Source organism: Novosphingobium sp. (assembly GCF_049240505.1).
Taxonomy (GTDB): Bacteria; Pseudomonadota; Alphaproteobacteria; order Sphingomonadales; family Sphingomonadaceae; genus Novosphingobium.
Genome location: NZ_JBMLSM010000006.1, coordinates 1 through 18,748, shown reverse-complemented (window position 1 = coordinate 18,748; position 18,748 = coordinate 1). Strand labels below are relative to the sequence as shown.

At 62.0% G+C, this 18,748-nt stretch carries 20 protein-coding genes and 1 tRNA gene; 17 read left to right on the top strand and 4 right to left on the bottom strand.

What is annotated here, in order from left to right:
* The 6 genes from argB to ACOVQ0_RS00960 all read left to right on the top strand — a co-directional run.
* Positions 1–771: acetylglutamate kinase (argB, locus tag ACOVQ0_RS00985; protein WP_421878934.1), on the top strand; the 771-nt coding region annotated here is incomplete at its 5' end.
* 34 nt (positions 772–805) lie between these two features.
* Positions 806–1,336 carry a hypothetical protein gene (locus ACOVQ0_RS00980; RefSeq protein WP_421878931.1) on the top strand — a complete coding sequence of 177 codons (531 nt, stop codon included), beginning with the start codon at positions 806–808 and terminating at the stop codon, positions 1,334–1,336.
* 141 nt (positions 1,337–1,477) lie between these two features.
* On the top strand, positions 1,478–1,777 hold the full coding sequence (locus tag ACOVQ0_RS00975) for a YggT family protein (protein WP_168851215.1): 300 nt from the start codon (positions 1,478–1,480) through the stop codon (positions 1,775–1,777).
* Positions 1,778–1,793: 16 nt separating this feature from the next.
* Positions 1,794–2,687, top strand: a complete 894-nt coding sequence (folD, locus tag ACOVQ0_RS00970) for a bifunctional methylenetetrahydrofolate dehydrogenase/methenyltetrahydrofolate cyclohydrolase FolD (RefSeq protein ID WP_421878927.1) — start codon at positions 1,794–1,796, stop codon at positions 2,685–2,687.
* A 168-nt stretch (positions 2,688–2,855) separates the two neighbouring features.
* Positions 2,856–3,647, top strand: a complete 792-nt coding sequence (locus tag ACOVQ0_RS00965) for a hypothetical protein (protein WP_421878924.1) — start codon at positions 2,856–2,858, stop codon at positions 3,645–3,647.
* A 4-nt stretch (positions 3,648–3,651) separates the two neighbouring features.
* On the top strand, positions 3,652–4,272 hold the full coding sequence (locus tag ACOVQ0_RS00960) for a MarC family protein (protein ID WP_421878921.1): 621 nt from the start codon (positions 3,652–3,654) through the stop codon (positions 4,270–4,272).
* A 94-nt stretch (positions 4,273–4,366) separates the two neighbouring features.
* On the opposite strand, the gene ACOVQ0_RS00955 is transcribed toward ACOVQ0_RS00960, so the two are convergent.
* Complete coding sequence (locus tag ACOVQ0_RS00955; RefSeq protein ID WP_421878940.1) at positions 4,367–4,996, bottom strand: LON peptidase substrate-binding domain-containing protein; 630 nt, start codon at positions 4,994–4,996, stop codon at positions 4,367–4,369.
* 5 nt (positions 4,997–5,001) lie between these two features.
* Positions 5,002–5,898: a tetratricopeptide repeat protein gene (locus ACOVQ0_RS00950; RefSeq protein WP_421878918.1), complete on the bottom strand. Its 897-nt coding sequence runs from the start codon at positions 5,896–5,898 to the stop codon at positions 5,002–5,004.
* A 232-nt stretch (positions 5,899–6,130) separates the two neighbouring features.
* On the opposite strand from ACOVQ0_RS00950, the gene ACOVQ0_RS00945 reads away from it, so the two are divergent.
* The 3 genes from ACOVQ0_RS00945 (at position 6,131) to ACOVQ0_RS00935 (ending at position 7,004) form a co-directional block, all read left to right on the top strand.
* A tRNA-Gly gene (locus ACOVQ0_RS00945) sits at positions 6,131–6,205 on the top strand.
* A 279-nt stretch (positions 6,206–6,484) separates the two neighbouring features.
* Positions 6,485–6,730, top strand: coding sequence for a helix-turn-helix domain-containing protein (locus ACOVQ0_RS00940; RefSeq protein ID WP_421878915.1), 246 nt, complete (start codon positions 6,485–6,487; stop codon positions 6,728–6,730).
* The gene (locus tag ACOVQ0_RS00935) at positions 6,720–7,004 is read left to right on the top strand and encodes a hypothetical protein (protein ID WP_421878911.1); all 285 of its coding nucleotides are present in this window, start codon (positions 6,720–6,722) and stop codon (positions 7,002–7,004) included. Before ACOVQ0_RS00940 ends, ACOVQ0_RS00935 begins: the two co-directional genes overlap by 11 nt.
* A gap of 261 nt (positions 7,005–7,265) precedes the next feature.
* Here the strand turns inward: ACOVQ0_RS00935 and ACOVQ0_RS00930 are convergent, their stop codons facing one another.
* The gene (locus ACOVQ0_RS00930) at positions 7,266–8,189 is read right to left on the bottom strand and encodes a hypothetical protein (RefSeq protein WP_421878908.1); all 924 of its coding nucleotides are present in this window, start codon (positions 8,187–8,189) and stop codon (positions 7,266–7,268) included.
* Positions 8,190–8,284: 95 nt separating this feature from the next.
* Between ACOVQ0_RS00930 and ACOVQ0_RS00925 the strand changes: the two genes are divergently transcribed.
* Together ACOVQ0_RS00925 and ACOVQ0_RS00920 are read left to right on the top strand one after the other, a co-directional pair.
* Positions 8,285–9,361, top strand: coding sequence for a PGN_0703 family putative restriction endonuclease (locus ACOVQ0_RS00925; RefSeq protein WP_421878906.1), 1,077 nt, complete (start codon positions 8,285–8,287; stop codon positions 9,359–9,361).
* A gap of 1 nt (position 9,362) precedes the next feature.
* On the top strand, positions 9,363–9,716 hold the full coding sequence (locus ACOVQ0_RS00920) for a DUF2958 domain-containing protein (protein ID WP_421878903.1): 354 nt from the start codon (positions 9,363–9,365) through the stop codon (positions 9,714–9,716).
* Here ACOVQ0_RS00920 and ACOVQ0_RS00915 read toward each other — a convergent pair.
* Entirely contained in the window at positions 9,706–9,906 is a 201-nt protein-coding gene (locus tag ACOVQ0_RS00915; protein WP_421878900.1) for a helix-turn-helix domain-containing protein, read from the bottom strand. The genes ACOVQ0_RS00920 and ACOVQ0_RS00915 overlap by 11 nt on opposite strands.
* Positions 9,907–9,999: 93 nt before the next feature.
* Here ACOVQ0_RS00915 and ACOVQ0_RS00910 point away from each other — a divergent pair, with 93 nt between their 5' ends.
* From ACOVQ0_RS00910 to ACOVQ0_RS00885, 6 genes are all read left to right on the top strand, one after another.
* Positions 10,000–11,046: a hypothetical protein gene (locus ACOVQ0_RS00910; RefSeq protein WP_421878897.1), complete on the top strand. Its 1,047-nt coding sequence runs from the start codon at positions 10,000–10,002 to the stop codon at positions 11,044–11,046.
* Between the two features lie 91 nt (positions 11,047–11,137).
* The gene (locus ACOVQ0_RS00905; protein WP_421878894.1) at positions 11,138–11,869 is read left to right on the top strand and encodes a PP2C family protein-serine/threonine phosphatase; all 732 of its coding nucleotides are present in this window, start codon (positions 11,138–11,140) and stop codon (positions 11,867–11,869) included.
* Positions 11,870–12,141: 272 nt separating this feature from the next.
* Positions 12,142–13,209, top strand: coding sequence for an endonuclease NucS domain-containing protein (locus ACOVQ0_RS00900; RefSeq protein WP_421878892.1), 1,068 nt, complete (start codon positions 12,142–12,144; stop codon positions 13,207–13,209).
* Positions 13,210–13,646: 437 nt separating this feature from the next.
* Positions 13,647–16,847 (top strand): hypothetical protein, encoded by a 3,201-nt coding sequence (locus ACOVQ0_RS00895; RefSeq protein ID WP_421878937.1) that lies wholly within the window; start codon positions 13,647–13,649, stop codon positions 16,845–16,847.
* A 73-nt stretch (positions 16,848–16,920) separates the two neighbouring features.
* Positions 16,921–17,562 carry a hypothetical protein gene (locus tag ACOVQ0_RS00890; RefSeq protein WP_421878890.1) on the top strand — a complete coding sequence of 214 codons (642 nt, stop codon included), beginning with the start codon at positions 16,921–16,923 and terminating at the stop codon, positions 17,560–17,562.
* 450 nt (positions 17,563–18,012) lie between these two features.
* Positions 18,013–18,735 (top strand): ArdC family protein, encoded by a 723-nt coding sequence (locus tag ACOVQ0_RS00885; RefSeq protein WP_421878887.1) that lies wholly within the window; start codon positions 18,013–18,015, stop codon positions 18,733–18,735.
* Positions 18,736–18,748 lie beyond the last annotated feature (13 nt).

The following is an 18,748-nucleotide window of genomic DNA, read 5'->3' as shown; positions in this document are numbered from 1 at the left end:
CAGGATTTTGCCGAGGATATCGTGCTGCTGAAGGCCGTGGGCATCAACCCGGTGGTGGTTCACGGCGGCGGCCCGCAGATCGGCCGTATGCTCAAGGCGCTAGGCATCGAATCGCAATTCGTCGATGGCTTGCGCGTGACCGACAAGCAGACCGCCGAAGTTGCCGAAATGGTCCTCGCGGGCGCGATCAACAAGGAACTGGTCAGCTGGATCGCCCGTGCGGGCGGCAAGGCCATCGGCATTTCCGGCAAGGACGGCGGCATGGTCGTCGCACGCAAGGTCCAGTCGAAGAAGGCGCCCAAGGCCATCGAAGGCGACGATGGCGAAGCGCTCGTCGTCGATCTTGGCTTCGTGGGCGAACCGGCGCGGATCGATACCACCGTGATCGACACCATCGTGAAGGCGGGCATGATCCCCGTCATCGCCCCAATCGGCGTGGGCGAGGATGGCGAGACGTACAACATCAACGCCGATACGATGGCCGGCTCCATCGCCGCCGCGCTCGGCGCATCGCGCCTGTTCCTGCTGACCGACGTTCCCGGCGTGCTCGACAAGGACAAGAACCTCCTCACCGACCTGCGCCCCGCCGATATCGCGCGGCTGGCCGAAGATGGCACGATCAGCGGCGGGATGATCCCCAAGCTGGAAACCTGCGTCCACGCGGTTGAGGCGGGCTGCGAGGCAACCGTCGTTCTCGATGGCCGCGTGCCGCACGCGATGCTGCTGGAAATCTTCACCGCTCAGGGCGCGGGCACGCTCATCCGCGCCTGAGGGAACCAGCGGCAGTTCCAAGCGTCGGTGCGGGATGATCCGCACCGCGCTCGCTCTCGCCACCGCTTCGGCCCTCGTTTTCCATCTTGGCGGTTGCCAGAAAGGCCCCGCCTCGCCTTCGCCGGACGCGACCGAGACCATCGCGCCTCCCTCCGCCACCGCAATGCCGGAACTGACGCCGACCGAACCGCTGCCGATGGTCACCCCCGGCGAACCTTCGCTCGCCCGCGATCCGGCACAGGCCGTGCAGGCGCTGGCCGACGCCATCGAAGCGCGCGACTGGAAGGCGGTTCGTGGCTTCTGGGGCGACAACGGGCAGAGGAGCGGCATGGACGACCGCGCCTTCGCCGCAAAATGGAGCACTCTGCTCGCCCCCGTGGTCGCCGTGGGCAAGGGTGAGCAGGAAGGCGCTGCGGGTTCGCTCTATTACACCGCGCCCATTACCATCGTGGACGGCCCGCGCACGCTGAAAGGCGAAGTGGTGATGCGCCGCGTCAACGACGTTCCCGGCGCAACGCCCGAACAGTTGCGCTGGCACATCGAAAGCACCACGCTGCAACCCTGATCGCTTGCCAATTTCGTAAGCAACACATACAGAATGCTCTCATCGCTGCCCCACGGGCGGCGAAGGGGCACTTGTGGCACCGGGAGAGGGTCGGCTAGGAGCGGTGGCAAGCTGCCTTTCAGCCGATAGGGAAACGCACCAATGATGCTCTACACGCTGATCTCGATGATCAATTACCTCGTCAACATCATCGTTATCGTGGTGATCGTCCAGTTCGTGCTGGGCCTGCTGATCTCGTTCAACGTCGTGAACATGCACAACAACGCTGTTGCCGCGATCTGGAAAGCGCTGAACGCCATTCTCGAACCCATGCTGCGCCCCATCCGCAAGATCATGCCCGATACCGGCGCGATCGATTTCTCGCCGATGGTGCTGATCATCGGGTTGAACCTGCTGACGATCCTGTTGAGCGGCATTGCCGCTTCCACCGCAGGCGTCTGAATTGACGGATATTCCCATGACCGCTGCCGTAATCGACGGAAAAGCCTTCGCGGCCACCCTCCGCGCCCGCGTGGGCGAACTCGCCACTGCGTTCGAAGCCAAGGCTGACCGCAAGGCCGGCCTCGCCGTGGTGCTGGTGGGCGAAGACCCGGCCAGCCAGGTCTATGTCCGCTCCAAGGGCAAGAGCACGATCGAAGCGGGCATGAACAGCTTCGAACACAAGCTGCCCGCCGATACCTCGGAAGCCGATCTGCTGGCCACGGTCGAAACGCTGAACGCCGATCCCGCGGTGGACGGCATCCTCGTCCAGCTTCCCCTGCCAAAGCACATCGACGAACAGAAGGTCATCGCCGCGATCAATCCTGACAAGGACGTGGACGGCTTCCATGTGACCAACGCAGGCCGCCTCGCCGTGGGCCAGCCGGGCTTCGTGCCCTGCACGCCGCTGGGCTGCCTGATGCTGCTGAGGGACAGGCTGGGCGATCTCTCCGGCCTTGATGCCGTGGTGATCGGGCGTTCCAACATCGTGGGCAAGCCGATGGCGCAGTTGCTGATTGCCGAAAGCTGCACCGTTACCGTCGCGCACAGCCGCACCAGGAACCTGGCAGATGTCGTAAAACGCGCCGACATCGTGGTCGCCGCCGTGGGCCGCCCGGAAATGGTCAAGAGTGACTGGATCAAGCCAGGCGCAACCGTGATCGACGTGGGCATCAATCGCGTTCCCGGTGCTGAGGCTGGCAAGACGAAGCTGGTGGGCGATGTGGACTATGCCTCCGCCGCCGCAGTGGCCTCGGCCATCACGCCCGTTCCCGGTGGTGTCGGCCCGATGACCATCGCCGTGCTGCTGCGCAACGCTCTGGTCGCCGCCTATCGCAACGAAGGGCTGGAACTGGCTGCCGACGCGGTTTGAGGCACATCCTGCAAGCCCACACCCCGCTCGTCCTGAGCCTGTCGAAGGACGACGGCACAGTGCCCGGTGCTTCGACAAGCTCAGCATGAGCGAATCATAAAAATCTGGAATGACGAAGGGGTTGTGAGCGGGGTGGGCAGCACGCACCCCATCGGCTAGACCAAGCCCATGAAGCGCTTCCTCCCCCTCACATTCCTCCTCTGCGCCACCCCGCTCCTCGCCCAGCCCGGCCCGCCACCTGAAGGTGAACAGGGCGGCCCCGGACGCCCGCAGCGCGCCTATGCCAATCCCAGCGCCCTGATCGCCGCAGACATCGCTTTCGCCCGCCTCGCCCGCGAGAAAGGCCTGTGGACCGCCTTCCGCGAAACCGCCGCCGAAACCGCCGAGATGTTCGACGGCAAGCGTGTGCACGCCAAGGATCTGCTCAAGGACCGCAAAGACCCTGCCGAACCCTTTCAATGGGCGCCCCGCGCCGCATGGATCGCTTGCGATGGCTCGGCCGGCCTGACCATCGGCGGTGCCAGCTATCCCGGCGGCGGAAACGGCGAATACGTCACTGTCTGGGAGCGCCAGTTCAAAGGCAAGCAGCCGTGGAAATGGGCGCTCGACGATGGCACCAGACTGGCCAAGGCTCTGCCCGAACTCGATTGGGTGCAAGGCACCGTGGCCGATTGCCCCGTCCGCCGCAGGCCCGAAGGCGAAGTGCCGCCTCAACCCGGCAGCAGGCGCGAACGCAAGGAGCAGGACAAGGCCGCCCCCATGATACCGCTCGCCGGGCCACTCCCCGCCAGCGATGCCCCCGCAGGCGCTGACAGCAAGACCGGACAGTCCCGCGATGGCAGCCTTGCGTGGCGCTCCACCGTCCTGCCCGATGGCAGCCGCCATCATACCGCATGGATATGGAAAGATGGCGCGATGAAGCCGGTGTTCGACCGCGTGTTTCCAGCGAACGGAGCCTGACGCCATGTGGCAACTGTTCATCTCCGCCTTCATCACGCTTTTCGTGGTGATCGATCCGCCCGGCTGCGCGCCGATCTATGCGGGCCTCACCGCCAACGCTTCGGCCAAGCAGGCGTTCAGCATGGCCCTGCGCGCCTGCGTGATCGCCACCGGCATCCTGCTGGTCTTCGCGCTGTTCGGTGAAGACCTGCTGGGCGCGCTGCACATCGAACTCGACAGTTTCCGCATTGCGGGCGGCATCATGCTGTTCCTGATCGCGCTCGACATGGTGTTCGAAAAGCGCACCGAGCGGCGCGAAGAACGCGCCGAAAAGGTTCGCACCGCGCAGCCCCATGTCGAAGACGTCTCGGTCTTCCCGATGGCCATGCCAATGCTCGCAGGCCCCGGCTCGATCGCCTCGGTCATGCTCCTCACCTCGCGCGCCAATGGCACACAGGAAACCGCCGTGATCCTCGGCGCACTGGGCGTGGTCATGGTCCTCAGCTTCATCGCCCTCGTCGCCGCCCGCCCGATCATCCGGGCCCTCGGCTCGCAAGTGGAAGCGGTCATCACCCGCCTGCTGGGCGTGTTGCTGGCAGCATTGGCCGCGCAATTCGTGATCGACGGCATTCAGGCACAGTTCTGAGCCAATCCTCCCTGATTTTCCGAAGGACAATCGGGGAGGGGGACCGCCCGCGCAGCGGGTGGTGGAGGGGTGATGATTGCCCCTCCATCAGCGGTTACTGCAACGTCACGCGCCCGCCATCGTCGCTGTCGCGCTTGCCGAAGAACTGCATCAGTTGCACCAGCAACTCGCACCGCTCGGCCAGCGTATCGACCTCAAGCAGCGCCTGCTTGGCCGCCGTATCGAACGGTGCGATCTGCGAAACGCCGTTGATCAGCGACATGTCGTCCAGTCGCCCAACCGAATCCCAATCGACTGAATACCCCTGCGCATCGGCAAACTTGCGCGATTCGCGTTCGAACGATGCGCGCTCGATCCCGCTCAGCACCTCGTCCATATCATCGGCGATCAGTTCCGCTTCGATCTGGCGGAACGGCGTGGTCACTTCCAGTTCACGGATCATGCGAAAGCGGGAAATGCCTTCAAGGACAAGGTTGTAGCGCCCATCTTCCAGCGCTTCGACATCGGCGATCTTGCCAACGCAACCCACGCGGAAAAGCGGCGCCCCCTCGCCCCCGGCCTGCGGCTGGATCATCGCAATGCGCCGGTCCCGCGCCAGCGAATCGCTGACCAATGCGCGATAACGCGGCTCGAAGATGTGCAGCGGCAATTGCAGACCCGGATAGAGCACCGCGCCCGCCAAGGGGAAGATCGAAAGGCGCGTGTATGTGTCGCTCGCGCCCATCGCGATCAGCCGAACAGCACGGTCGAAAGCTTGCGGCGCGTGGCCGAAACCCACGGATCTTCAAGGCCGATTGCCTCGAAAATCTGCAGCAGGCGCGCCTTGGCCGCGCCTTCGTTCCATTCCCGGTCCGCAGCAATCATGCCCAGCAGCTTTGCCGCCGCCTCATCACGGTCACCGGCAGCGTAAAGCCCGTTCGCAAACGCAAGCTGCGCTTCCATATCTGCAGGGCGTTCAGCCGCAGCAGCGCGCAGCGCGGCCAGTTCACCCGCCTCAGGCGCATCCTCGGCCAGCGCCAGCATCGAGCGGACCTGCGCAAACAGCGGGTCTGCCGTCAGCTTGGGATCGAGCGAATCAAGCACGGCCTGCGCTTCGTCCTTCTGCCCGGCAGCGATCAGGGCGCGGATCAGCCCGGCGTGGGCCTGTGCATTATCCGGCGCGATTTCAATGATCTGGGCAAAGATGCTGACCGCGCGTTCGCCGTCTCCGCCCGCCAGAATCTCTTCGCCCATCGCCAGCAGCGGGGCAACGTCCTGCTCCGGCTCACCGGCCTGCACGGGAAGCTTTTCCAGCAACTGGTCCAGATACTGCTTCAACTGCGATTCGGTGCGCGCAGGCGTCAGGTCCGCCACGGGCTGCCCCTGGAACATCGCATAGACCGTCGGGATCGAGCGCACCTGGAACTGCGCTGCGATGAACTGCTCCTCGTCCACGTTCACCTTGGCGAGGATCACGCCCTTGTCGGCATAGTCCGCCGCCACTTTTTCCAGCACCGGTGTCAGCGCCTTGCACGGCCCGCACCACTCTGCCCAGAAGTCGAGAATGACCAGTTTGGTCATTGAAGGTTCGACGATGGTCTTGCGGAAGCGGTCGACCGCTTTCTGTTCGTCCAGGTTTAGCCCCATGCTGGCCAAAGTGCGTCTCCGGTAAGGTCAGGTGCATCTAGGTGCGTCTAGGTGCACTTCAGGATTTGCCGCACAATGTGGTGCGCAGGCGGCGTTCGGCAAGGGGAATCAGGCATTTCGACAAAGACTTCGCCCCACATGCATTTTTGGTGTTGCGCTTCTGCCGAGTCACCGTTAGAGGCCCCCACACCCCAGCCGGACGGGGCATCTCCAACCGGCCAGAAACGCACGAGCGGGCGTAGCTCAGGGGTAGAGCACAACCTTGCCAAGGTTGGGGTCGAGGGTTCGAATCCCTTCGCCCGCTCCAGTTTTTCAAGCACTTAGATGAGTGATTCCAGATAATCTGGCCCATTGGGGCCAGATTGGGGTGCAGTAGCGCATTTCTGCACGCGCGGGCCAAGTGAACCGGCAAATTATCACGCTCTTCCCAATGACATAGGCAGTCACCTCTGTTCACTTTTTGTTCCCATGGCGCTGACTTTCGAATCTCGGAGTAGATTCGCAAGGCTATACCACTCAAAGTTTAGCTGCCTGCAAGTGCGTCGTCCGTCAGTCCTACATCGGCTCTTCAAAGAGGAGAATCGACATGGCCGGAAAGCATTCCGTCAGCCTGTGCTTCATGACCGTACCCGAGTTCTGCACTTGGGCGCGGATAGGGCGCACCAAAACATACGAAGAAATCAAAGCCGGGAAGCTCCGGGCGTTCAAGGTAGGTCGCAAAACGCTGATAGACGTTCGAGACGCTGGCAAGTGGGCTGATGAGCAGCCCGATCTGATTCTCTGGCGCACTCCAGAAGAGGTCTTTGGCATGGAATCTCCCGATGGCGCGTAAGACCCACCCCCTCCGCACCGCCACGGACTCGCCGAAGATGCGCGATTGCATCGACTGGTGCCTCGCCCAGCGGATCGACTTCGTCCGCACCAGCCCGCACCAAATCAAGGTTCAGCACCTCAATTATTACCCCGATCGCGAGGCGATCCAGTTCGACGGGAAGAAGAAGTTGCCCGTCGGCACCTTCGAGAAGTTCAAGAACCTCGCGCTCCAGAATCGCGAGTGGCGTAGAGGGCAGCTTGGCAAATTCGCTCCGGGACTGACCGACGAATAGCCTTGCAAAACCATTGACACAGGTGAATTTCGGCGGGGAAGTTCCCCCGCCGGTCACCACGGTAACAACCGTCAAACATTACCCCACACCGCCAAACCCCATCTCGAAGATGGCGAGAAACTCCTCCGCTTGAGAAGGAATAATTTTATCGCGGAGGGTTGTCGTCAGCCCCGCGCGAGTTTCAAGCACTTTCTAGCTTTTCTGCGGCTTTGCGAGGCCAAATTCTCCGGTTCTCTTACTGATTCCTCCGGAAATCGTAGATCAAATGCCGAGGTCAGCCAGTTGTCGGGACACCTCGCCTCGGTAGTAAAACTGCGAGCCGAAATGATAGCTTCGCTTCCCTTGATTCCGTCGTTCGGAGTCCAGCACTTTTTCGTAATCCACCCGCCAAGGGTGAAATGCTGAATCCGAAATCGCCGAAGACCGGCCACATCGCTGACCGAGCACCGTACCCTGATCCTCCGCGCGAAGGCCCGCATATTCCGAAAGTAGAACGCGCCTACGGTTATGTGGGACTAGGCCGGCCAATTCATCGGGGTCAACACCCTTGGCCATGTACCGGAAAACGTTCCATTGCCCGTCGATGCTCATGTCCAGATCGCAGACATCAGTCACGTAGAGTGGCTGCCCACGCTTCGTTCTCCGTATCGGGGTCCGTGGCGTGTCCGTGGCCGAGGCGATGGATTTCCTCGCCCATCGCCCAAACTCGCTGACCACTGGACTCGGCACGTGCAAAAGGAAGTGAGTATGGAGCCCCATTGCACGGCCCACTTCCTTGACCCAGATGCCTGCATAAGGCGGGAACTGCTCATTCTGCTTGCGCTGGTAAGCAAACCAGCTCGTCATCCGTTCTTGGAATGCCTGTTGAGCTTTCGCCGCAGCCATATGATCGGTCAGTCCCGCCAGCGACCAACTGACCGTAGCGAAGGTGTTCAATATCCAGCCGTTGTAATTGGCCGTGGCCACGCCCTTGTAAAGGCGCAGGAAATCGCGGTTGTCTAGGTATCGCGATTGGTACGGGACGCGCCGTTGCTGGATCGGGTATATGGCCTTAGCTAACTGGCTATCGAACCCGTTACCCAAGGGCACCTTGAGTCGCCCTTGCCGGTCGATTGGTTCCAGCCCACTTTCCCGGAGATAGCGCAGGTACAGATCGGCGTCAGAGAGGCCTTTGGTGCTAGTCATCGCTGAGTGGCTAGCACGCGCTTGTAGCAATCAAAACTACTGCCGAATGAACCCTCCTTCCCGCCCGAACCGGGCATCAGTGGAGGAAGGTCCTAGTGATTCCCGTAAACAACAAGCCGATCGAGCAATTGCCGATTATCCCGACCGCCGTGCTGATGAAGCACCGCGCCTACGAGGAATTCGACAACCGCTTCCGTTCATGCGCGCGGTTGCTTCAGAGCCTTTGGCGTCAAAACCAGAAGCTGCCAATCGGCACCTTTATCCCCAGGAACGGGCGTAAGCGCACCATCGGCTCTCTGATTTCGACGGCCGCTGGCGCCGAGGGCCGCAATTTCCTGACTCCCGCCATTGCCGAATTCGCCCGACTTGCAGTGGCTTACCAGGAGCGCGATGCGCTGATCGACAAGAACCGCCTGTTTACCAACCTTCTCTCGTCAATGCCATTAGCGCTGAATGCCTGCGGGCCTCTTCATCAGGACCTCGACCTCGCCGCCCGAGTACTTCGCGCCATCATTCCTGGCATCGACATCAAGGCAGTGCTCGACGTTCTCGTGGAGCACGGGCCAGGCCGAAAGGACCGAACCCTCACTGGCGACCGGAGCGCCTTCGACATGGCCTTCATTTATGAACGCAGCGACGGTCAGCGCGGACTCGTGGCCTGCGAGTTTAAGTATTCAGAAACCGGCACCGAACCCGCACCGCCCGAACTCAACCCTCGCTACACAGACCTTGCCCATTCATCGGGCTTGTTTCGCGAACCCGACCACGCGGCGCTGCGCGTCAATCCGCTGCAACAGCTCTTCCGTGAACACCTGCTGGCACAGGCCACTGTCATGCGCGGCGATTATGCCGAGGCCCACTTCGTCCTGATTGCCCCGCGCCTCAATCACCTCGTTCAGAATAGCGCAGCGCTCTACGCCAGCTTCCTCACCGCACCGGTCCAGGGCCAAGTGCCCTTCATCAACGTCCACCTCGAACAGTTGGTAGACGCCTACGGTTGGGCCGGTGAGCATGCTCATGCCACCGCCCTTCATGACCGCTATTTGGCGTGGGAGCGGGTCGACGAGGTTGTCCGTGCCGCAGTCAAGGCCAAGACCCCGGTCTGGCCGACGGAACAGATCAAAGCGCCCAAGACGGCCACTGCCAAGACTTCGAAGCCAAAGGCGGCGTGACATGAACCGCCCCACCTTCATCGATGATGCGGCCTTTACCCAACTCCTCGCCAACGGTCACTGCACTGCTGGCGGGGACGATATCGACCCCCACCCGGTCATCAAACTGTTCACGCCCGATGCTGGTGCAACCTGGCTGCTGACCGAGATCGATCCAGATGATGAAGATTTAGGCTTTGGGCTATGTGATCTCGGCCTCGGTATGCCCGAGCTTGGCTACGTCCGGCTTAGCGAAATTGCTGCGGTGCGGGGACGATACGGCCTTCCGGTCGAGCGCGACACCAGCTTCATCGCAGATCGACCACTCTCCCACTTTGCGGAGGAGGCTCGATCGGCTGGCCGCATCAGGGCGTAAGCAGGGCGGCTGGCTCAACCTTCAACGGGCGGGACAACTCCCACAGCGTCACGATTGTCGGATTGCGCTGACCGCGTTCCAAACCGCTGATGTATTGCTGCGAGAGGCCAGCCGCTTCGGCCAGCTGTTCTTGGCTCAGGGCAAGTGCAACGCGCAAGCGCTTCACGTTTCGCCCAACCAGAACCCGCATATCCATGCGATGCTGAATCGCGGATATGGCCGATCGAGTTTATCAACTTTAATGTGTAATCAGTGGGCTGAGTAATCATTGAGGGGCAACGAGATGACCGAGCAATCTTCTAAGAGCAGACCATGGGCCTGGATCCTTGCCCTACTGATTGGCGGAGGTATTCTGTTCCTCGCCTGGGATCGGTTCGGGTTCGGAGGGAACGCACCTCTCGCGGGCGGACACGGCTTAATCGATCAGGCCATCGGAAGCCCGTCACCTTGGACCCTTGCCGAAGAAGCCGATCCGATGACCGACGACCGGATCATCAAAGCCCATCGCCAGATCGAGGTCGACGGTTTCCGGATCGACACGGCCATCGCCTGCCAACCGTCAGAGGCTATCCTCACCTACACGTTCACGACGTTCGATGCAGATGGGGTAGCCACAGGCTTCAAGCAGGAGCTTGGTGGCACGATGATGAACCCCGTAGCCTATCACAACGCGCAATTCAGGCCGGACGCAGGAGCACCGAAGGTCATCAAATACACCCAGCCGCGGTACACCAACATCTTCGAGCTCAAGGTGCCTTTCGTGGGCGAAGACGCTCCTGCGCATATCCGCAACGACAAGAGCTTCATGACTTATGTCGCAGAGCTGGCGCAGCTCGCCTCCGCGCAGCAACTGACGGTGCGGCTGCCTCTGGAGCAGGGTGAGCCCGTCATCCGGATCGATCAGACGGACAAAGTGGTCGCGGGTGTCTTGGGTCAGTGCGCACGCCCAGCAGCAACTGCGAAGTCGGGGCCACATTCGGCTGAAACCTCTCACCCCATCGGGCCACAAACGCATAACTTCACGATCACTGGCAACTTCAGAATGAACGACGACCACAATCAGGTCATGTCGAGCGGCGAGCGGTCAGGCACCGGCGTGGAACGCATTGCAAGCCTATGTGTGGGCGACAAGCTGGTAATTAGGAATGACGCCACCGAGCCAGTCGATCTCATTGGTTCGATCTATGCCAGCGATGATAGTTCGGCCATCGACACGCTCGCCCCCGGCAATTCGGTGACGCTGGACAGCGCGGAAGCGGGGGAGTTCATCATCGATAGCCCCCAGCACACCACCGCGCGGCTTCGCTATCGAGTATCCGATTGCCGCTAGCGTTCGCCAATGCGGCTGGAGCAAAGCACCGGCTTGGCCAAGACATTCAGAGGAAGCAAACTTGGCACGAAAAGTCGCCCGATGCTCGTTGATGACGCACACGGGCCACGTGCGCGCCGTTAACGAGGATGCCATTGCAGTCTCGGCGTTAGACGAACCTACCTTGGTTCGTTGGACCGGTGACATGGCCGTAGATGAGGGATGGGCCTTGGTTGCCGACGGCATTGGCGGTCATGTTGCCGGTGAGGTGGCGAGCAAGATCGTGGTCGAGCTTCTCAGGCCAGTGATGGGTTCGCTGACGAACCGCCATGAAATCGCTTTGGCGGTCAACGCGGCAAACGATGGCTTGTATGCCACTATGGCCCGCCACCCGGCATTTGAAGGTATGGGCACAACAATTGCAGGCGTCATCATTCGAGGAGATGACGCGCTCGCATTCAATGTCGGAGACAGCCGCATTTACATGCAAACTCAGGGCAAACTCAGACAGATCAGCGAAGACGATGTGGTTGATAGCAACATGCTCACCCAATGCCTCGGCGGCTTCGTGAGGTCGACACAGCTCGATCCGCACGTCCGGAAAATCCGCCTGCCACCCAGTGCCAAGCTCCTGCTATGCAGCGACGGTCTCACTGACATAATTGCCGACGATGATATAGCCGCGCTTCTCGCCCTGGTCGAAGCCGAGCCCGCCGAAATTCTCGTGCAAGCAGCGCTCGACGCTGGCGGAATTGATAACGTCTCCGCAGTCGTAATTGAGCCGCTTTCGAACTGGAAGTTGTCAGGCAATCGACGAACGAAAGATGCCGTAGCGCGCGGGTGATGGCGCACTACCGCTTCCAACCAGATCAAGCCGTTATCCAGCAGGGGCGGAAATCGTGGCACATTTCAGGACTCGCCGTTCGCTTGATATAGATCTGCCGGACAGCATCGTGCCCCAGTTTCCACAGGCCGGGCAACCCAGTGGTGATCCGATAAACCCTCATCCGCTCATGTGGAGTGGTGGCCACCTTCATAGTCAGCTATCGCTACAGACTTACTATTCGCGACGCAGCCAGCATCCTCGCGATTTGCGTACACCAACGGGGGAAATCAGTGAGCGGAACGATTTCGGCAGATGCTCTTGGGCGTCTGCGCGCCGCTAAGGCTGCGATGCAGAAGGACGCGGAAATTCGCGAAATTCTCGAATCGCGAGATAGCGTCATCGATCGTTATGGCCCCCAGTTCCAGCCTGGGCAGATTGAGCAGATCGATGAGAAGGTGCTGCGCTCGTTTCTCCTGATCGAGAACAACAAGCACTGGTCTGGGCTCTTTCGGCAGAGCAACCGTATTTGCGCGGATATGACCGCAACTCGCGCCGCTTTAGGCGCGCTGGTCGACGAAAGCCGGCCGATTGAGGAACGGGTTCGGGCGGCGACCGAGATAAAAGGTCTAGGCAAGGGGATCATCACTGCAATTCTGATCGTCGCGTACCCGAACAAGTATGGCGTCTGGAACAACACCTCCGAGAGCGGACTGGTTGACCTCGACCTAATGCCTGATTGGCCGCGCGGAGCGAGCTTCGGCGTACGCTATGCTGCGATCAATGCCGTCCTCAATGAACTGGCTAGAGAACTCGAGGTCGACCTTTGGACCCTCGACACCATTTGGTGGTACCTGTCAGACGATCAAGAAGAGATCGAGGCCCAAGATGAAACCTCGCCGGTCGCGGATGTCCGAACCGCGCAAGTTGCCACCCGCTTCGCAATCGAGCGTCACCTGCACGACTACCTTTTTGACAATTGGTCCCAGCTCGAACTGTCTAGCGACTGGGAGTTGTTCGTTCGCGATGGAGAACCGGACGCGGGATATGAATTTCCGACCCCGGTCGGCAGGATTGACCTCTTGGCGAAGCATAGACGTGAGGCCAGATGGCTTGTGATCGAGCTCAAGCGCGACAAGTCGTCTGACGCGGTCGTCGGGCAAATATTGCGCTACATCGGATGGATCAAAGCCCACCTCGCTCAGGCGAGTGAGACAGTCGAAGGGCTGGTCATCGCCGCACGCGCGGAGGACAAGCTTCACTATGCGCTGAGCGCGGTGCCCTCCGTCTCATTCAAAAGCTACGAGGTGGAGTTTCGACTGAATGACGGCCCATCGTTCGACGAGTTCTCGCGCCCATAGTCGAACCACCGACTTTGAAGCGCAATACTGCCGATGAGACCAGGTGATCGGATATCTGGCCGTAAGAAAGGCGGAATTTGCGGCGCACCTCGGCAAATGGGTATTCGCCCTCACTCTGGCAATCGACCAACTCAAGACGTTCGCCATCGTTGATGTGAGCGTCAGCTTTTGCCGGAACCGACCGTCAAGGTCACGCAAACTGGCCGGTCAGCTACGCGCCCTTAAACCGGTCCTACTGGGCGCACTCGAAAGATACTGAAAGCTGCGGTTCGGTCAGAGCACGATTGAATAGGAGCAATTGGCGATATCGCTAAACGACCATTCCAATTCCCTTCACAGAGCCAGCTTGCTACATACGGTGTGGAGATTTAGCGTCGCTATACTGAAGCGGGCGTCAAGGCTGCGCGAGATTCGAATGGGGGCGAACTTTGAGCTTGGTGCCGCGCTTCGATAATATACCGGACGGCCTGCTTGCAGCCCTGAGAGACCGAGACGTCTCCCTTTGGCTTCGAGGCGAATTCTCCGAGGACGACATCCCAGCGGTCGTTGCGATGGTGCGGCTGCCGTGGAAACAGGTCTTCGTCGAGAATCCGAACCCCCGACTCGCCAATGCGTTGGAGGCACCAGACGACGGACCGCTCCTTCGTCGGCGTGGCTTCGTGCACGTCGTCGATACGGACCCGTCGCGAATCGAGCTTCCGGCGAGGTCGCTGCCCGTCTACCTGCTGGCCGGGCGGGACGGTCGGGGTTCCGGCTTCGAACGAACCTTGAGACGGATGACGATGCTTGAGGAGCTGCGCCGCTCGGGCGTACGGCAGCTCGCAGTAGTCGGTGACGCCGAGACAGCTCCTCCGATCGGCCTGGAGGACCTTTGGACTACCGGGTTCCGGACCGCGCTCACCGTTGTCGACGCGCGGGACGAAGCGCAGGGGCAGCTCGCGCAATGGCTTGACGCTAACGGTCAAGGCCCGACCGCCGCCGTCCTCGCCCTGACCCGGGACGCGTTCGTGACCCGTCTCACCGCATCGTACGGGGCGGCGTTCGTAGAGGATCAGCTGCTCGTCAGGCAGCGCGACGAGGCGGGCGACATCCGCCAGGTGAACCTGACAGAGACTGACGACGTGGAACGGCCGCTGCTCGACAGCTACGACCTGATCCTCGACCGCGACCTCGCGCCGGTAGACGACCTGCCTCAGGATGCGTTCAACGCCTTCTTTCAGGGCGAAGCGGACTGGCGACCCTATGCCGCAGGTCTACCCTGGACGAGGGACGACGGTGCCTGGCGCGCGTTGCAAGGTCAGCTGCGTCGCCTCGACTCCGTCGGAGCCGCGGAGAACAAGGTAACTTACGTAATGTCAGAGCCCGGCGCGGGCGGCACCACCCTGGCACGACAGCTGGCCTTCGCGGCGGCAAGGGCGGGATATCCCACACTGGTCGCGCGCCCGGTGCCGTTCACGCCCGAGGCGCTGCCGATGATCAACTTTTTGACCCGCGCGCGCCAACGCCAGGAAGACGCCAATCCGGACGGTCCCGACGCTGCGGCGGCCACAGAGCAGGACAGCAGGTTATACGAAACGCCATGGCTGCTCGTCTTCGACCGAGTGCACTGGGAATTTCGAGACGCCGACCTTCGCCGGTTCGTCCAGCAACTCGAACGCGCGGGTCGCGCGGCGTGCGTACTCGTGGTCACAGGCACGAAGCGCGAGGACGCCTATTTCGATACGGCCAGGTTCAAGCCGCTCGCCGTCCTTAGCCACATGCTCGAACGGGAACAGACGCTGGAGCTAGGGCGTCACCTGAACCGCTTCCTCCGCGCCTACGGCAAGGAGAGGGCCGACTGGCAGTGGCAGAATTTTCAGGAGGCCCATTCCGTGCGACATCTGGAAGGGCTCGCCACCTTCTGGATCACGCTCGGCTTCTGGCTGCAGACGCAATACGATTTCAACGACAACATCCAGGATTGGGTATATCGCGCATTCACAAAGCACGCCGATTCCGCCGAAATCCGAAAGGCTCTGCTGCAGATCGCGGCGATGAGTTCGGAGGGGCTGCCCATCCCGGAGTCGCTGCTAGACCAAGGCGCGAGCGCCTGGCCGATCCCGCTGCTCCTCGACGACAGGCGTGCAGAGCTTTCGCCCCTCGGTCTCGTGCGCGTGCCGCACAACGGTCGCAAATACTGGGCGCTGGCGCACGACATCCTGGGGCGCCTCCTCATCAACGCGCTTTTCTACGACTTCGAGACGCGAAAGGCGCTGGGGTTTGAGGAGGCGGGCGACGCGAACCACCTCCGGTTCATGCTGCTCCGGGAAGTCTCCCGTACGCCGGCGCTGGGCGAGAGGGCAGAACGGGAGATCGGGCAGGAGTTCGCGACAACGATTTTTAAGGTAGATCCTGACCATGGACGAGCTGGATGGGCGCACCTGTGGCGCGACGCGCTAGCGGCGCTCGACGAGATGCCGGCGCCGCTCAGAAACGGCAGCCGAGTGTTCCGGCACCACACGTCCATCTCCCGCCGACGGATCTCCTATCTAGACGAGGCCGCCTACGGCGTGACGGAGAGCGACCGGGTGGGCCTGCTTGAGCGCGCCGCCGCCGACTTGGAATACGCGCTTCGATCAATCGAGCCGTCCGCCAACGACGAGGCGGACGTGAACCTCTACAACTCGCTCGCCAACGCATATTTCGACCTAGCGAAGGTGCGCGCCGCGCAGGGTGCCCCCGCCGAGGAACTCGCCGAACTCAGGCGCCTCGCGTCGGACGCGACCCGACACGCCTATGAGCAAAGCCCCTCTAGCCCTTACGTCATCGAGACCCACGTTAAGAGCCTCATCGCCTCTGCTGAGGAGAAGGGGGAGGACGCCGCAGGCTACTGCATCGAGGCGCTCGAGATCGTCTACGGAGCGATTAGGAACGACCGCAACGAGCTGAGGCGCAACGCGCTGGCGGGGCTTGCAGATCGGGCGCTCGCGGTGCTCATGGCTTCGAAGGCAACGTCTCGGAGGTTGGAGACGCCCGAGACCGCTACGGAGGTGCTCGTCGCCGCCTGGATGGCCCTCGCGGCCCCGTTCGGCGGGCGAGCACCTGAATCGCTCGACGACGTGCCGCCCGACGCCTTGCGCGATGCGCTGGTCGATCTAGAGCGGCCGGCCGGGGCGGGCAACTCTCAGGTCGCGCGTCTGCGCTACCAAGTCCTCCTCGCCGCGGCGCCCCTTGACTTCGAGCGCCAGCTGGAGGCGCTGGACCTGCTTGTCGGGACCGACTACCGGCTTCCACCGCAGCTCCGTCTCGAATACGCGCTGCTGCTGTTCCAGCGGATGCGGACGGACGAGGCGGACCGGCAGTTCAGGACGCTCCGCACGCTCTGGCGCGAGACGGACATCTTTGCCCAGGTGCCCGAGCAGATGCGCTGGCTGCTCGTCCCCGACGGGTCTGCCAGGCGCGTGGTGAACGCGGTCGCTGCCTACGACCACGGCCACCGCGCCATGGCTAGGGTTCGCGAGTTCGCGCGATTTGACGTGCCCTACCGGCCGCAGGAGTTTGGAGTGCGGGAGCACAGGCCGGGGACGGTCTTCGCGGCGCACGTCTCGCTGGGGCACAACGGCCCCTTCCTGCGACCCGTGCAGTCCGCGCGGCGCTGACGTGGCCGCAGAGCGGGTTGACCCAGTCGCCAACTACGGGGCTTACAAGGGCTGGCGCCTTCTGCCGCGGTCCGTGCTCGTCGAGGGCACGTCCGACGAGTCGCTGTTCGGCCTCGCCGCGGATCTACACCGGGTCGCGACCGGCAAGCACCTGCTGGCCGACCTCGCAATCGTAGCGGCGGGGGAGGGCGATCGTGGGGGCACCCACGGCGTCGTGCGCGAGCTCGTGGTCCTGCGGGGGCTGGTCGGCTCCCACCTGTCCCCGACCGGGCGTCCGATCTACAGGGTGATCGGACTGTTCGACGACGACGCGGCTGGCCGGAAGGCCGTCAACGGGGCTCGAGCGGTCGACACGGCCATCGTGGAATACCGCGACGTGTTTCGCATTCGACCGGTGATGCCGGTGGTTGGGAACTTGGATCCGGGCGCGGTGCAACGCGGGTTCGACAAGGCGAACGAACCCTTCAAGGGGCTCGCATGGGAATTGGAGGACATGATTGGGGATGACCTGATGCAGCTGTTCCTCGAGGATCATCCGACGGCCATGGTAAGGGAGCATCGGGCGGGCGAAGCCTGCCATAGGGATCTCACCCGCGACGGCAAGGCGAAACTGGTCCGCTTCTGCCGCGCCAACGCCGACCTCGCCAGTTTAACTAGACTGATCGAGGCCATCCACGCGCTCCGCTGCTACATGGCGCTTCCCGACCTTCGCTGAGGGTCGATAGGGGCTCGCGCAGTGCTACGAGGGATTGGATGCAGGCTGTCCCGATCCGTTCCGGGAGTGCCTCGTTGTCCTATATCGTCTAGCCTCGACATGAGCCCCGAGGCGGCGAGGCGATGTTCGACGTTTCGCTGGCCCAAGGTCACTTAAATCGCTGCCAAGTATAAAACCTGCCCGGCAACTGATGACCCATTTCTGTCCATCTGCGATGCCGGTCTGGCAACCACTGCATGTCCACTCCTGGCGAGAGTTGTAGTTCGAACTATCGCTCAGGAACGGAAGGATTGTCCCAACATAGCGCGTTCCGCCACCCGCCCGAGGTAGGTGAAGAACGGCAGAATTTGGGGCTCGCGCCAACTAGGCGTAACGGCTGACCTGCGGCGAATAAAGGCAATTGGATGCACCCCTGACTGAACCTGACGCCGCAACGCAGGGGCGCAGGTCATGAAATCCAACATCTTCGAACGCATCACGAACCAGATCGTCGAGGCGATCGAAGCGGGCGCGCCCGACTACAGCATGCCGTGGCACCAATCCGGTAAGTCGCTCGATTGCCCGACCAATGCCATCACCGGACGCGCCTATCGCGGCCTCAACGTCGTAACGCTCTGGATGGACGGCCTGGCCGCGGGCTTCCAGACCGGACAGTGGGCGACGTATCGGCAATGGAACGAAACGGGCGCGCAGGTCCGCAAGGGCGAACGAGGGACGCAGGTCTTCTTCTGGCATCGGCGCGAGCAGGTCCACCAAGCTGATGGAAAGGACAAATCCGGGCAGCGCAAACTGGGCTTCATTGCCAAGGCCTTCACGGTGTTCAACGCCGATCAGGTTACCGGCTACAACGCTGATCCGGTTCCAGAACTATCTGAGACAGAGCGGCTGGCAGGCGTTGAGGCGTTTGTCACCGCGACAGGCGCGATCATTGGTCACGGCGGGGATTCCGCTTGTTACATTCCCAGCAGCGACACGGTGCGGATGCCTGAATTTAAGCAGTTCAAGACGCCCGAGGCATATTATTCCGTGCTCTGTCATGAGCTGACGCACTGGGCAGGAGCCAAGCACCGGCTCAATCGCCAGCTCTGCAACCGCTTTGGCTCGCAGGCTTACGCCATCGAAGAACTCGTGGCGTTATCTGGACAGTCTGCACCGTGCCTGACGCACCATTGAACGGTATGCTCTG

Bases quoted from the DNA above. Each gene is read 5' to 3' on its own strand.
- ACOVQ0_RS00935 (WP_421878911.1), top strand. From the start codon at position 6,720: ATGGCGCGTAAGACCCACCCCCTCCGCACCGCCACGGACTCGCCGAAG.
- folD (WP_421878927.1), top strand. From the start codon at position 1,794: ATGACCGCTGCCGTAATCGACGGAAAAGCCTTCGCGGCCACCCTCCGC.
- ACOVQ0_RS00885 (WP_421878887.1), top strand. From the start codon at position 18,013: ATGAAATCCAACATCTTCGAACGCATCACGAACCAGATCGTCGAGGCG.
- ACOVQ0_RS00940 (WP_421878915.1), top strand. From the start codon at position 6,485: ATGGCCGGAAAGCATTCCGTCAGCCTGTGCTTCATGACCGTACCCGAG.
- ACOVQ0_RS00910 (WP_421878897.1), top strand. From the start codon at position 10,000: ATGACCGAGCAATCTTCTAAGAGCAGACCATGGGCCTGGATCCTTGCC.
- ACOVQ0_RS00975 (WP_168851215.1), top strand. From the start codon at position 1,478: ATGATGCTCTACACGCTGATCTCGATGATCAATTACCTCGTCAACATC.
- ACOVQ0_RS00920 (WP_421878903.1), top strand. From the start codon at position 9,363: ATGAACCGCCCCACCTTCATCGATGATGCGGCCTTTACCCAACTCCTC.
- ACOVQ0_RS00955 (WP_421878940.1), bottom strand. From the start codon at position 4,996: ATGGGCGCGAGCGACACATACACGCGCCTTTCGATCTTCCCCTTGGCG.
- ACOVQ0_RS00930 (WP_421878908.1), bottom strand. From the start codon at position 8,189: ATGACTAGCACCAAAGGCCTCTCTGACGCCGATCTGTACCTGCGCTAT.
- ACOVQ0_RS00980 (WP_421878931.1), top strand. From the start codon at position 806: ATGATCCGCACCGCGCTCGCTCTCGCCACCGCTTCGGCCCTCGTTTTC.
- ACOVQ0_RS00965 (WP_421878924.1), top strand. From the start codon at position 2,856: ATGAAGCGCTTCCTCCCCCTCACATTCCTCCTCTGCGCCACCCCGCTC.
- ACOVQ0_RS00915 (WP_421878900.1), bottom strand. From the start codon at position 9,906: ATGCGGGTTCTGGTTGGGCGAAACGTGAAGCGCTTGCGCGTTGCACTT.
- ACOVQ0_RS00950 (WP_421878918.1), bottom strand. From the start codon at position 5,898: ATGGGGCTAAACCTGGACGAACAGAAAGCGGTCGACCGCTTCCGCAAG.
- ACOVQ0_RS00905 (WP_421878894.1), top strand. From the start codon at position 11,138: ATGACGCACACGGGCCACGTGCGCGCCGTTAACGAGGATGCCATTGCA.
- ACOVQ0_RS00960 (WP_421878921.1), top strand. From the start codon at position 3,652: ATGTGGCAACTGTTCATCTCCGCCTTCATCACGCTTTTCGTGGTGATC.